General features: G+C 56.6%; 8 protein-coding genes and 3 pseudogenes. 5 read left to right on the top strand and 6 right to left on the bottom strand.

Annotation, left to right across the window (positions count from 1 at the left end):
• The first annotated feature begins 2 nt into the window (after nucleotides 1–2).
• The 4 genes and pseudogenes from M0746_RS01590 (at nucleotide 3) to M0746_RS01575 (ending at nucleotide 6,738) form a co-directional block, all read left to right on the top strand.
• Nucleotides 3–2,756: pseudogene (locus tag M0746_RS01590) on the top strand (DUF927 domain-containing protein).
• A gap of 142 nt (nucleotides 2,757–2,898) precedes the next feature.
• Nucleotides 2,899–3,567 (top strand): HK97 family phage prohead protease, encoded by a 669-nt coding sequence (locus M0746_RS01585; RefSeq protein ID WP_258448016.1) that lies wholly within the window; start codon nucleotides 2,899–2,901, stop codon nucleotides 3,565–3,567.
• A gap of 1 nt (nucleotide 3,568) precedes the next feature.
• Entirely contained in the window at nucleotides 3,569–4,831 is a 1,263-nt protein-coding gene (locus M0746_RS01580) for a phage major capsid protein (RefSeq protein WP_258448015.1), read from the top strand.
• A gap of 752 nt (nucleotides 4,832–5,583) precedes the next feature.
• Nucleotides 5,584–6,738 (top strand): Fic family protein, encoded by a 1,155-nt coding sequence (locus M0746_RS01575; RefSeq protein WP_258448014.1) that lies wholly within the window; start codon nucleotides 5,584–5,586, stop codon nucleotides 6,736–6,738.
• Nucleotides 6,739–6,910: 172 nt separating this feature from the next.
• Here the strand turns inward: M0746_RS01575 and M0746_RS01570 are convergent, their stop codons facing one another.
• Both M0746_RS01570 and M0746_RS01565 read right to left on the bottom strand, forming a co-directional pair.
• The gene (locus M0746_RS01570) at nucleotides 6,911–7,135 is read right to left on the bottom strand and encodes a SymE family type I addiction module toxin (RefSeq protein WP_258448013.1); all 225 of its coding nucleotides are present in this window, start codon (nucleotides 7,133–7,135) and stop codon (nucleotides 6,911–6,913) included.
• Between the two features lie 80 nt (nucleotides 7,136–7,215).
• Nucleotides 7,216–7,611 carry a helix-turn-helix domain-containing protein gene (locus tag M0746_RS01565; RefSeq protein WP_208939774.1) on the bottom strand — a complete coding sequence of 132 codons (396 nt, stop codon included), beginning with the start codon at nucleotides 7,609–7,611 and terminating at the stop codon, nucleotides 7,216–7,218.
• Between the two features lie 328 nt (nucleotides 7,612–7,939).
• On the opposite strand from M0746_RS01565, the gene ggt reads away from it, so the two are divergent.
• A complete protein-coding gene (gene ggt, locus M0746_RS01560) occupies nucleotides 7,940–9,772 on the top strand; it encodes a gamma-glutamyltransferase (RefSeq protein ID WP_258448012.1) in 1,833 nt (610 codons plus the stop codon).
• A 73-nt stretch (nucleotides 9,773–9,845) separates the two neighbouring features.
• Here ggt and M0746_RS01555 read toward each other — a convergent pair whose 3' ends face one another.
• From M0746_RS01555 to M0746_RS29340, 4 genes and pseudogenes are all read right to left on the bottom strand, one after another.
• Nucleotides 9,846–10,478 (bottom strand): LysE family translocator, encoded by a 633-nt coding sequence (locus M0746_RS01555; protein ID WP_258448011.1) that lies wholly within the window; start codon nucleotides 10,476–10,478, stop codon nucleotides 9,846–9,848.
• A 71-nt stretch (nucleotides 10,479–10,549) separates the two neighbouring features.
• On the bottom strand, nucleotides 10,550–11,149 hold the full coding sequence (locus M0746_RS01550; RefSeq protein ID WP_258448010.1) for a flavin reductase family protein: 600 nt from the start codon (nucleotides 11,147–11,149) through the stop codon (nucleotides 10,550–10,552).
• Between the two features lie 195 nt (nucleotides 11,150–11,344).
• Nucleotides 11,345–11,782: pseudogene (locus M0746_RS29345) on the bottom strand (methyl-accepting chemotaxis protein); the annotation flags it as partial.
• Between the two features lie 150 nt (nucleotides 11,783–11,932).
• A pseudogene (locus tag M0746_RS29340) lies at nucleotides 11,933–12,571 on the bottom strand (PAS domain-containing protein); the annotation flags it as partial.
• Between the last annotated feature and the right edge of the window lie 125 nt (nucleotides 12,572–12,696).

Here is a 12,696-nt window from a genome sequence, read left to right as displayed (position 1 = left end):
GCGTGAAAGCCGCTGCCCTGGGGGCCATTGACCGCGTGCTGGCTCACTGGCTGCCAAACGGAAAACGCGAAGACGGCGGCAAAGAATACTCGGCCCCGAACCCAACCCGCGCAGACAAACACGCCGGATCGTTCAAGGTGAATCTGAACAAGGGTACTTGGTCAGATTTCGCCACGGGCGACAAGGGTGGCGACCTAATTGACCTGGTGCGTTACCTCGATGGCGGAACAGATGTTGAGGCGTGCAATAAGCTGGCTGGCTTTCTCGGCGTAACCGCCGGCGCCTCCAGCAATGAAAAATCGCCTCCCAGCAAAACAGCCGCCTGGGTGCCCATACTTCCAATCCCTGATAGTGCCATGCGTAAGATTCCGGCTAAGCATCGCCAGCACGGAGCGCCATCGAGAATGTGGATCTATCGGGACGCCGCCAGCCAGCCACTGATGGTCCTATACCGCTTCGACCTGGGTTTGGATGACAGTGGTACAGCACGCAAGGTGTTCGCGCCGCTGACCTGGTGCAAAGGTGCCAGCGGATCCAGTCAGTGGCGGTGGCAAGGTCTAAATGCACCTCGGCCACTTTTGCGGCTAGATGAGTTGGCGAAACGCTCTGCTGATCCTGTCGTTTTATGTGAGGGTGAAAAAGCCGCCGATGCTGCCGGAAAGCTGCTACCTGGCTACGTCTCTACGTGCTGGCTCAACGGCACGAACTCTTGGCAAAAAGCGGATTTCCTACCCTTGGCAGGCCGTGATGTATTGCTCTGGCCAGACAACGATAGTCCGGGCTTGCATTGCATGGTGGAGATCGAAAAGCACCTGCTCAAAATCGGCGCAGGGTCAATACGGAGCGTTCCGGTAACCGCACTAAGCGATCAGCTTTCCGAAGGGGATGATGCGGCGGATTTTGAGTCCGCTGGATGGACCAGCGAGCGACTTGATGCGCTGATTGCAGGCTTGAGCCTCGCAAAAAAGAGGTGATCCCTACCAAGCAAAAACCGAATTCGTCCCATCCAACGGGTTTTCGTGTAACCGCGGATGGCGTGTTCTACGCGAGTGAAGATGGCGAGGCGAGGCCCGTATGCTCGCGGCTTGAAATCCTTGCGCGCACACGGGACGAAAAAGGCCACAACTGGGGTTTGCTGGTGGAGTTCGATGATCCTGACGGTGACCGAAAGCGGTGGAACATCCCCGCTCGCAGCATGGCTGGTGACTTTGGCAAAGAAGTACTGGGGCCACTTGTTGATATGGGGCTTCGGCTTGCAGGTAACCGCGCAGCTCGGAATTCACGCAATGACCTCCAAAGCTACTTGCAGGGATATGACAGTAAGGATCGAGCTCGATTGGTGACCCGGCTGGGCTGGCAAGGCAATGCGTATTTACTGCCCGATCAGCAGGTGGGGGCAAGTCCGGAGCGGCTGCATTTTTACGACGCTGGGGCTCAGCTTCCCCTATCAGTCGATCCGGGTCACTCGATCAGTGGCAACGTCATATCGGAGCCCTGTGCATCGACAACCACCGCCTGACTTTTGTCGTGTGTGTTGCGTTCGCGGGTCCGCTGCTGCAGCTGCTGGGACAGGAGTCGGGAGGATTCCATCTGTACGGTGATAGCTCAGGTGGTAAGACTACACACCTCCAGGTAGCGGCCTCAGTTTACGGTGGCCAACGCTTGGTGCGTTCCTGGCGATCAACTGACAACGCCTTGGAATCGATAGCGGCGGCACACTCGGACGGTTTGCTGGTATTGGATGAGATAGGAATGTGCGACCCCCGCATTATCGGGGAAACGGTCTACATGCTGGGTAATGGGGCTGGCAAAGCTCGCGCTAACGATCGTGGCCTGGTGGGTAGGCAGGTTCAAGAATGGAGGCTGCTGTTTCTTTCTACCGGTGAAAAAACACTGGCTCAACACATGTCTGAGGCCCATAAGGAATTGAAAGCGGGCATGGAGGTTCGTCTACTTGCTGTACCTGCCGATGCGGGAAAAGGTATGGGTATGTTTGAGGCGCTCCATGGCTTTGCTGATGCGGCGGCGCTCTCTGATGCGTTGAAAGCAAGAGCAGGAAAGTACTACGGCGCCCCTCTACTGGAGTTCCTAAATAACCTCTGCACGCCTGGTCAAATTGAGGGTTATCGGATCCTTCTGCGGCGAACTGTAGAGCGCTTCGTGACTGAGTCATTGCCGCCCAACCCCAGCGGACAAGCACAGCGCGCCGCCGGCAGATTTGGCTTAGCGGCAGCAGCCGGGGAGCTTGCAACCGCCCTTGGCGTCACTGGGTGGCCGGATGGCACGGCCACTAAAGCAGCGGAGGTCTGCTTGGCAGCCTGGCTCGGTGAGCGAGGTGGGGCCGGGAACATGGAAGGTGACGCCATCATTTCGCGTCTGAGAGGTGTAATCGAGCGGTATGGGGAAAGCCGATTCACAAGGTGGGATGCCATCGCGGCAAAAACAGACGATCACGCCCCCGAACTGTTGACCGACTGGGCTTCAGACGAACTATTGAACACGGCCTGGGTGATGAAACCTATACCTCCGTTACATATTATTTCCTTGCAACAACTTGGCGAGACGACGTATTCAAAGGAATGAACGTTATTGCCGTAAATAAAGAGTTGATAAAGCGAGGTGTTCTTGAACCGGCAGGCGATGGAAAGGCTTCACAATCCATTTCTCTGCCGGGGATGCCCAAGACAAGAGCATATATAGTTAATGCGTCGGCGCTACTTGACTTGGATTCCGCCCGACGACCTATCGCTGCCTAAATTTAATAATTGCCGCTTGCATTTTCAGCGCACCGTAAGATAATGGCAATGTAGAGCGCGTGACGCGCTTTGCACCCGTTACAGTTGCGCGTGATGCGACCCTGAGCGGCAAATATCATATTTGTCACTTATGGATTTTTATATGCACACATTCCACTCTGCGCCACTTCATCTTAAGCTTCTAGACGCCAATCAAGCCCGCACCGGTGAGTTCTCTGGATATGCCTCAACTTTTGGTGGCGATCCGGACTCGCAGGGGCATGTTATTGAGCCTGGCGCCTTCAACAAGAGCCTGACCCGCCATGCTGTTGAAGGGACAAAGCCTGCAATGTTGTGGCAGCACAATAGAAACCAGCCAGTCGGAGTCTGGCTGTCCATGGTTGAAGATAGCCGAGGACTACTTGTTTCCGGCAAGCTAACACTCGATGTTGCGATTGCAAAAGAGAGTTATGCGCTTATGAAGGACGGCGCCCTAGCAATGAGCATTGGCTTTTTCATGCTGGATGCCAAGCCGCTAGGCGCCGGTCTGAGCCTGGTAAAAGAAATAGATCTATTAGAAGTTAGCTTGGTGTCCTTACCAGCCAACAAGCATGCAGTAATTACCGAGGTTAAATCCTTTAACCCAAACAACCCCAGAGAATTCGAAAGGCAAGTGCGCGACGCACTTGGACTTTCATCCCGTGAAGCCAAACGGCTTATGTCGGGCGGCTGGTCTGCTCTTGTCCGAGATGAACAGAGTGATAACAGCCAAGAGCTTGCTTTGATTGCAAGCAGACTTGAAGAAATCACTAAAACATTGAGGACGAATTAAAATGAGCAATGAAATCGTATTAAAAGCCCTTGAAGAGCACGCCAAAGCGATGGATGGTTTTCGCGCCGGAATCCAGTCGGATATTGCTGCTGTAAAAGGCCAGGTGAGCGACCTCAGTACCGAGGTTGATAAAAAATTGGGTATCCGAAAAAGCTTGTCCGCCGCTGACGTTCTTGGTGGCGGGCGCGGCACCAACACTTTCGAGAACTTGAATACTGGCGACATTACCGACGCAGCCGGCAACATCATCAAGCGAGGCAGTATGGAGCGCAGTGACACAAAAGGACTGATTGGCGAGTTCTCGCACAGTGAGCAATTCAAATCCTTGGCTAATGGTGCCCCATCTACTGGTCGGGTCCAGATCGAGGGCATTACGCTCAAAGCGTTAACCAACTCAGGCCAAGGTGTCGCGGGCACCACGGGATTCGATGTTCAACCTCAAAGAGCGGAGGGTATTTACAACGACCCTCGGCGTCCACTCACGCTGCTGGATGTCATTCCGTCTCTGCCTGTTGACTCAAGCGCTTTCGAATACATGCAGTTGCAAAACTACGTCAACACAGCGGCGTTCCAGACTGAGGAGGGTCAGCAAAAAGCTGAGTCCAACTTTGAAATGACTCCCGAGACGGCGAACATCGCCACTGTTGCTCACTGGACGAAAGCATCGGTTCAAGTGCTTTCCGATGCTCCAGCGCTCGGCCAAAAGCTGATGAATCTCTTGGAGTATGGCGTGCTCGCCAAGCTTGAAAGTGAGATCGTCGCGGGTGCTGGTGGGAAAGGTAAAATCAAAGGGCTGGTAGAGTTGGGGATGGATTTCGTGCCGAGCGGTGTAGCCGCCCCTGCGGCGCTCACTCCAACTGATCGCATTGGCGCCGCAGTGGTCAATCTTCAGGCAAATGGATGGAAGCCTGGGCTGATCATCATGAACCCGGTTGACTGGCAGCTCATTGCGTCTCAGAAGGGCACAGACGGTCAGTACGTATTGGGCAGTCCGCGAGACCCTTCTCCATTGACGTTGTGGAACGTACCGGTGGTGCTGACCCCGAGCCTTGCTCGGAACATCGCCATCGTGATGGATCCGGCTCAAGCTGCCATCCTCGATCGGGAGCAGCCTTCCCTGTTGGCAAGCCGTGAGGACGGGCAGAACTTCACGACCAACATGGTTACGTTGCTCGGTGAACTACGCGCCGGCCTTGCGGTGTTCGCTCCAGGTGCAGTGTTGATCGTCGATGTGAATGGTGATCTTGGCGCGACTGTACCCTGACAGGCATAGCTAACCGTGTTGGAGCCCGCTCATGCAGCGGGCTTTTTAATGCCTGTTTAGAACACCGACAGCTATTAGATAGCAGGTGTGTTCTTTATCGTTAAGAACGTGTTCCATCCCTCAAACCCTTGATTTTCTTGGCCTTCAGCGCGAAAGGAACACCGAGAACACGAAGAACACCGATATTTGGGCGTATCTGTAGCAGCATCAAAGGGAGGGGGGTAAAAAACTTCGTTGCCGATCCACTCTAGACCGCTCGCCCCCCTCTCTGCGCAAAGTCGGGAAAAATGGGAGGGGGGGCTATAGGCAGTAGAGACCACCTTGTATCCCCACGTGTATCCCTAACCGAAGTCAAAGACTTTATATCCATATAAATCAGTACTTTAATAACTCAGTTCAAATGACTGTGTACCACCAAGTACTAAAAACGGCTTACCGAAAGGTAGGCCGTTTTTTTATGCGTGAAATAAACCGGCCTGCTTCTGTCCTCACAGAGTCATGGGTTTCGATCGTGGCTCAGTAATGGTTAGCAATGGACGCTTGGCAAAAAGCAGCCAGTCAGCCCGGTTCGAAAAGGCTTTCAATTGCCGTGAAACATTGTCTTCCAATTTTCACTTCGCCTTTTCTCACATAGACAAATCTCCAATTCAAGATAATGCTAATCTCAACTACCAGCTTAAAGCCAATATATACGGGCTTTTCCACAGGATAATTTTAGATAACCAAAACCGATTTTTGAGATAGCTATTATCATGGCCGAATTCAACCATCACGATCTGGCTCTGCTTAATCCATCCTTTGACTCTGATTTGGTTGATGTCTTGAGTGAGCTGGAGCACTTGCGTCGCTTAAGGCTCGAAGGGGATACACCGCCACAGGTGTTCTACCAACTCAAATCGCTGTTCCACGCCTTGGAAAGCCTCGGCTCGGCGCGCATCGAGGGCAACCACACCACCCTCGCGGACTACATCGACAGCAAAGTAGAGGGTAAGGCCCGCGACACGGATCAGTTGCGGGAGGTCGCCAATATTGAGAAAGCGATGGATTACATCGAGCAGGTCATGGAGCCGGGCGCCGACCTGACCGAACATACGATTCGAGAGCTGCATGCGATGACAGTCGACGACCTCCAGCGCGAAGGGGACAAAACACCAGGCGCGTATCGCAGTGGCGGCGTCAGTATTTCGCAATCCGATCACCTGCCACCCGACTTCGTCCAGGTGCAGGCATATATGGAGGAACTCGTCGAATTCGTAAATCGAAAGGATTCTCCCAAATATGACCTCATGAAGGTCGCGCTAGCGCATCACAGGTTTGGCTGGATACACCCGTTCGGCAACGGCAATGGCCGGGTGGTCAGACTCCTCACTTACGCCCTGCTAATGAAGTACGGCTTTAACGTCAATGCGGGTGGTCGCGTACTGAATCCTACCGCAGTGTTTTGCAATGACCGTGAACGCTATTACACGATGCTTGCAGCAGCTGATAAAGGAACAAAGGAAGGGTTGGAGCAATGGTGTACCTACGTACTGGTCGGGATTCGTGACGAACTCGAAAAGGTCGACCGGCTTACAAATTATGCCTACCTCACCAAAGCGATCCTCGTCCCTGCCATTGCCTTCGCTCGGGAGCGAGAATGGATCACTGAAACAGAGGAGTTAGTGCTCTCCGCAGCCATTAAACACAAGGTAGTGAAATCGGCTGATGTAGCAGCAGTACTAACCAAACACTCAAGTAATCAGAGAACCTATCTGATCAGGAAATTGGTGGATCAGGGAATGCTGTTACCTCTGACCACCGGAGCGCGCCAGTACACGATCGGGTTTTCCAACAATTACCTGATTCGGGGAGTCATCAAATCACTCAGGGAGCAAGGCTTCATACCTGCCCCCCTGGAAACGCCCTGAACCTGTGAGCCGTCAGTCCATAGGATGGATCGGTGACCAACTGCTTTAGGCTGACAGTTCGCACATCGATACAGAAGTAAGCGAAAAACCGCTGTTCAAAGCGCCGCTATTCAATAAAGGGTAGCGGCGCTTTTCTTATGCGAGCCGCGTTGGTGCATTCTTTGGTTGTTTGCTATTGCGCAGTAATCACCAGACAACCTTTCATCACACGGACTTTCACGATCTCGCTCACCTCGAATCCTGCCTGCCTTAACCACAGTCCACGTAGCCTGATCCAAGGCACCGGTTTGGCGGGGCTGTGAGGTTTATCCTTTATGTGGACCGGGTAAAAGTCTGCGGCGATTTTCAACCGGCGTTCAGTGATGGGGGATGATGACGTATGATTGGCCTTAGCCATAATTAGCTCCTTCTTAGCTGCTTGTGGTTAGCGGGGCCAAAGTGTTGGTAGCACCTTGGTTCCGCGTTCTTTGAGTTACTTCAAACTTCTCTTTCTTCGTTGCTTGCCTTGCTCGTTGCTTGTGCGATCAGGGCATCGAGCATCTGCGCTACTACCTTCTGCTGGACTTTCGGCAGCTCATTGATGGACTGCAGCCGTCGATACCAGGTCGAGGTCAAGCTGCGTTTGGGCGTTTCCGTGCACGAGGGAACCCCGAGCAGCTCTTCAACAGGAACGCGAAGCGCAAATGCCATCTTCACCAGTGTCGTGACCGGCATGCTGCGCGTGCCCTCTTCGTAACCCTGAAAGGTCTGTCGAGAAAGACCTAAAGCCCGTGCCAACCGAGTCTGTGTGATCTCGTGCACTGTGCGTAAGTGAGCAATGCGACTGCCCATCGCCACCAGAAAAGCGCGGTCCTCCTCATTGGAAACGCTCATGACAATCGCCGACTGGAAATGGAGTCGAATAACAACGGACTTGTCCCTCTACCTGAAATCAATCCTGGGGAATTTCAATAGAAAACATCCTCAGGCAAGGATGCGTAGGTTGTCGACCTGAAAAGTCTGTAGGAGAAATGAAGGGCAAATACCAATCCAGAGCGGAGTACTACAAGTACAAAACCTTTGATTTGACTGAGCCCATTACGAGAAGCCCGAGTGATTCCGAAACACTTTGACCAAGGATCAAATCCTCACCCGGTTTGCACCCCCACCGCCCGCTCGCTAAAGTCCCCCAACACTTCTATCCCACGGACGGAGAGCCCGCGTGTTTTCAACCCAGCCCTTGAGCCGCTTTCGCCTGCCAGTTCTTGCACTGCTTGTCAGCGCCCTGCCCCTCACCGCGTGCAACGCCCCGCCCTCCTCGACCCAGCCATTGGCACCGGAAGCCGCTTCCGGTTACCGCACCGATCTACAAACCCGTCACGCCAGCCAACATATGGCTGCTGCCGCCAATCCACTCGCTGCTGAAGCAGGTCGGGAGATGCTGCGTCAGGGCGGTTCAGCGATTGATGCGGCGATTGCGATGCAGGCGGTGCTGACGCTGGTCGAGCCGCAGTCTTCCGGGATCGGCGGCGGCGCGATGATCGTGCTGTGGGACGGCAAACAGGTGCGCACCTATGACGGTCGCGAAACGGCGCCGGCCGGCGCTACCGAGAAGCTGTTCTTGCGCGCCGATGGCCAACCGATGTCGTTCCCGCAAGCACAGATCGGCGGTCGCTCGGTCGGGACACCGGGCGTGTTGCGCGCACTGGAGATGGCACATAAACAACACGGTCGCCTGCCATGGGCGAAGCTGTTTGAACCAGCGATCAAACTGTCCGAGCAAGGCTTTGCCATTTCGCCGCGCCTGCATTCGCTGCTGGAATCAGATCCAGTCATCCGCCAGTCGCCGGACATGGCCAAGTATTTCCTCAACGCCGATGGCAGCGTCAAAGCCGTCGGCACACGCCTGCAAAACCCGGCGCTGGCCGCAGTGCTCAAACGCATCGCCAACGAAGGCGCGGACGCGTTGTACAAAGGCCCGATCGCCGAAGAAATCATCGCCAAGGTGCAGGGCCACGCCAATCCCGGCAGCTTGTCGCTGAATGATTTGCAACGCTATCAGGCCAGGGAGCGTGCGCCGCTGTGCACCGATTACAAGCGCTGGCAGGTGTGCGGCATGCCGCCACCGTCGTCGGGCGGGATCGCCGTGGCGCAAATTCTCGGCACGCTGCAGGCCCTGGAAACCCGTGATCCGCGTTTGTCGCTGACACCGCTCAAACCGGTCAAGACCAACAAACCGGCCGGCATTGAACCGGATCCACAAGCCGTGCACCTGATCGCCGAAGCCGAACGCCTGGCCTACGCCGACCGCGCGCAATATGTCGCGGATACCGACTTCGTGCCGGTGCCGGTCAAAGGCCTGGTCGACCCGAATTATCTGGCCAGCCGCGCCAGCCTGATCGGCGAACGCAGCATGGGCAGCGCCAAACCGGGCACGCCACCGGGCGTGCAGGTGGCCTTCGCGCCGGACCGTTCGCCGCTGCGCATCTCCACCTCGCAAGTGGTCGCGGTGGATGACCTCGGCGGCGCGGTGTCGATGACCACCACCATCGAAGCCGCGTTCGGCTCGCACCTGATGGTTCAGGGCTTTCTGCTCAATAACCAGATGACTGATTTCTCGTTCATCCCCGAAGAGAACGGCCAGAAAGTCGCCAACCGCGTCGAGCCCGGCAAACGCCCGCGCTCGTCGATGGCGCCAACCCTGATCTTCGATCGCCAGAGCGGCGAATTCGTCGCCACGGTCGGCTCGCCCGGCGGTTCGCAAATCATCGAATACGTGGCCAAAACCACCCTCGGCCTGCTCGACTGGAATCTCGACGCACAACGCGCGATCAGCCTGCCCAACTTCGGCAGCCGCAACGGCCCGACCGAACTGGAACAGGGCCAGTTCAGCCCGGCGCTGGTACAGGCGCTGAAAGACAGAGGGCATACCGTGAGCGAAATCGACATGACCAGCGGCACCCAAGCCATCGTGCGGGTCAAGGATGCGCAGGGGAAAGTGTCGTTGGAGGGTGGCGCTGATCCACGGCGTGAAGGCGAAGCGCTGGGCGACTGAGGCTACGATGCAAAGATAAAAGGCTTACCGGGTGGTAGGCCTTTTATATCCGCGCTCAGTCCCTCAATCGGTTTCAACGATTCGCCACCAAATGCGCGCCAAATAACAAATAGCACCCACCCGCCAACCGATCCAGCCACTGCCGTGACCGCTCGTAAACACCGGCAACCCGGCGGCTGGCGAAGAACAATGCAACGCTGCAATACCAACTGAAGGACAATGTGGCCATGGTCAGCACGGCCAGCGCCAGTAAGAGCGGCGATACGTGAGCCGGCATGGCGGTGGCGAAGATGGTGGTGACGAACAGTGCCGATTTCGGGTTGGTCATATTGCCGAGCAAACCGCGAGCGTAAACGCTGAGATAGGTCTGGTGGGTTGCAGCGGGCTCACCGGGAGCAATCGCTGACTTGCGCTTGAATTGCTTCAATCCCAGATAAATCAGATAGCAACCGCCGGCGATCTTGAAGCCCAGATAAAGCGCCGGCGCAACGCTGAACAGTGTCTTGATTCCCAAGCCGCCCGCGAGCCCCCAGAGCACCGTGCCGGTCGCCACGCCCAGCGCAGCCACCACACCATGCCGACGCGACTGACTCGCCGCCAACTGAGCGATGTTGAAAAAATTCGGGCCGGGCGTGACCACGGCAACCGTCCACAACAGGGCCAGCGACAACAGCGGGGCGAGATAACCGGCAGCGGAAAAGTCCATGATTCAGGCGCCTGAAATAAGGTGAGGCTTATACCTTGCTACATCCGCTGACGGTTTTCCATCAACGCCGCTTAAACCTCTAGCATCTTGCCATCCACCGCATCACCAATCTTCAAAAAATGCCCCCCGGCAACATGGTGCAGCGTGCGCAAACCGTCATGCCCGTCGAAATGCCAGCGTCCGTCGCTGAACACGCGCTCATCGGCATGGGCGGCTATGACTTCGGCGAGGAACAGGTCGTATTGCTGATGGTTGCGCGGTTCCGGCAGCAGGCGGCATTCGAGCCAGGCGACGCAGCCGTCGAGCAGTGGCGCGGCAACCTGCTCGCCGATAAAGGTCTGCAGACCGTAGGCCTGAAACTTGTCCCGCCCCCGGCTCTGGGTGATGTCCAGACCCGAGGTGTTGCCGACGGTTTGCACGATGTCGGCCTGATCGGCGCAAGGGACGTTAAGTACGAAGGTGCCGGAGGCTTCGAGCAACTGGCGGGTCCAGGTGGATTTATCGAGCACCACAGCGACTTTTGGCGGTTCGAAGTCCAGAGGCATGGCCCAGGCGGCGGCCATGATGTTGCGCTGGCCGTCGTGGGCCGCGCTGACCAGCACGGTCGGGCCGTGATTGAGCAAACGGTAGGCTTTGTTCAGGGGCACCGGGCGGCGGTGAGAATCGCTCATGGGGTCTGCTCCGCGAGTAAAGGAGCCGATTGTAGCGCTGCGACTGAAGAAACACAGAACCCGTGGCAATTCGGTGATCGTTCCCACGCTCTGCGTGGGAATGCATCCTGTGACGCTCTGCGTCACCCCGGCGAAGGAACGCGGAGCGTCCCCGGAGGCGTTCCCACGCAGAGCATAGGAACGATCAGCAGGGTGTCAGTGCGACAGCTGATTGGCGAACTGCCCCACCGCATCCACGACTTTCTGCGCACCGTCCTGAATCTCGACAATCACCGTCCCCGCTTCTGCCGCCAGCGCCAGCCCTTGCTCGGCCTGGAGCTTGCCGTCGGTCATCAGCGCCACGGCGTTGCGCGCCATCTCCTGGTTCTGCCGCACCACGGTGACGATCTCTTCTGTCGCCTGGCTGGTGCGCGAGGCCAGTTGTCGCACCTCATCGGCCACCACGGCAAAACCACGGCCCTGCTCACCGGCGCGCGCCGCCTCAATGGCAGCGTTGAGCGCCAGCAGGTTGGTCTGTTCGGCAATGCCGCTGATGGTCTTGACGATGGTGCCGATCACCTGCGACTGCTCGTTCAGTGCCTCAATGCCCTCACCCGCCGCTTGCATGTGTCGCGACAGATCACGCATGACGTTGACCGCCTCGGTGACCACGGTGGTGCCACGTTGCGCCGTGCTGTCGGTTTGTTGCGAGGTGCTGTAGGCAATGCTGGCCGCGTCGGCAACGGCTTGCTCGCGGTTGACCTGATCGGTGATGACCGTGGCGAACTTCACCACTTTGTACAGTTTGTCGTTGGCATCAACCACCGGGTTGTAGGACGCTTCCAGCCAGACATGACGGCCATGGCTGTCGATACGCTTGAAACGACCCGCGACGAACTCACCATTGTTCAAGCGCCGCCAGAAATTCTGATACTCGCCGCTGTTGTATTCCTCCGGCGCGCAGAACGTGCGGTGATGTTTGCCCTTGATCTGCGCCAGGCTGTAACCCATGCCGTTGAGAAAGCGGTCGTTGGCTGTCAGCACGTTACCGTTGAGATCGAATTCGATCACGGCGGTAGAGCGCACCAGCGCACCGATCAGGTTTTCATGCTCGCGGGAGGCTTCGATGGTGCGGGTCAGGTCGCTGGCGTAGAACGAAATGTGTCGGATCCGGCCATCGGAAGCACGCACCGGCTGGACGATCGAGCGCAGCCATGCTTCCTCGCCGTTGCCACGCATCAGACGCACGGCACCGGCAAAATGCTCGCCACGGGTCATCGCGTTCTTGAAGCGCAGGTGGAATTCGTCGGTTTTGACGTGGGCCGGGACGATGTCCTCGAGCGCCCGGCCGATCAGGTCCTGGCTCTTGTAAAACATCTCGCCAAGGAAGTTCTGGTTGACCAGGCGAATTCGCCCGTCGGACTCGAGCGTCAGCGCCAGCATCTCGCTTTCCAGGCTTTCCTTCACTTGCACAAGGCTGGAGAGTTCTTCACGGAGAGCGGCCAGCTCTTGCTTCAAGCGTTTATTGAACATGGAAAGCACCAATGGCAGGGTTGAACGCGGCGTAC

Source organism: Pseudomonas sp. S11P7 (assembly GCF_023195435.1).
Lineage (GTDB): Bacteria > Pseudomonadota > Gammaproteobacteria > Pseudomonadales > Pseudomonadaceae > Aquipseudomonas > Aquipseudomonas fluorescens_G.
This window is presented reverse-complemented; position numbering and strand designations above follow the sequence as displayed.

Coding starts and splice junctions, on each gene's coding strand:
- M0746_RS01565 (WP_208939774.1), bottom strand. CDS start 7,611: ATGAGCGTTTCCAATGAGGAGGACCGCGCTTTTCTGGTGGCGATGGGC.
- M0746_RS01580 (WP_258448015.1), top strand. CDS start 3,569: ATGAGCAATGAAATCGTATTAAAAGCCCTTGAAGAGCACGCCAAAGCG.
- M0746_RS01575 (WP_258448014.1), top strand. CDS start 5,584: ATGGCCGAATTCAACCATCACGATCTGGCTCTGCTTAATCCATCCTTT.
- M0746_RS01555 (WP_258448011.1), bottom strand. CDS start 10,478: ATGGACTTTTCCGCTGCCGGTTATCTCGCCCCGCTGTTGTCGCTGGCC.
- M0746_RS01585 (WP_258448016.1), top strand. CDS start 2,899: ATGCACACATTCCACTCTGCGCCACTTCATCTTAAGCTTCTAGACGCC.
- M0746_RS01570 (WP_258448013.1), bottom strand. CDS start 7,135: ATGGCTAAGGCCAATCATACGTCATCATCCCCCATCACTGAACGCCGG.
- M0746_RS01550 (WP_258448010.1), bottom strand. CDS start 11,149: ATGAGCGATTCTCACCGCCGCCCGGTGCCCCTGAACAAAGCCTACCGT.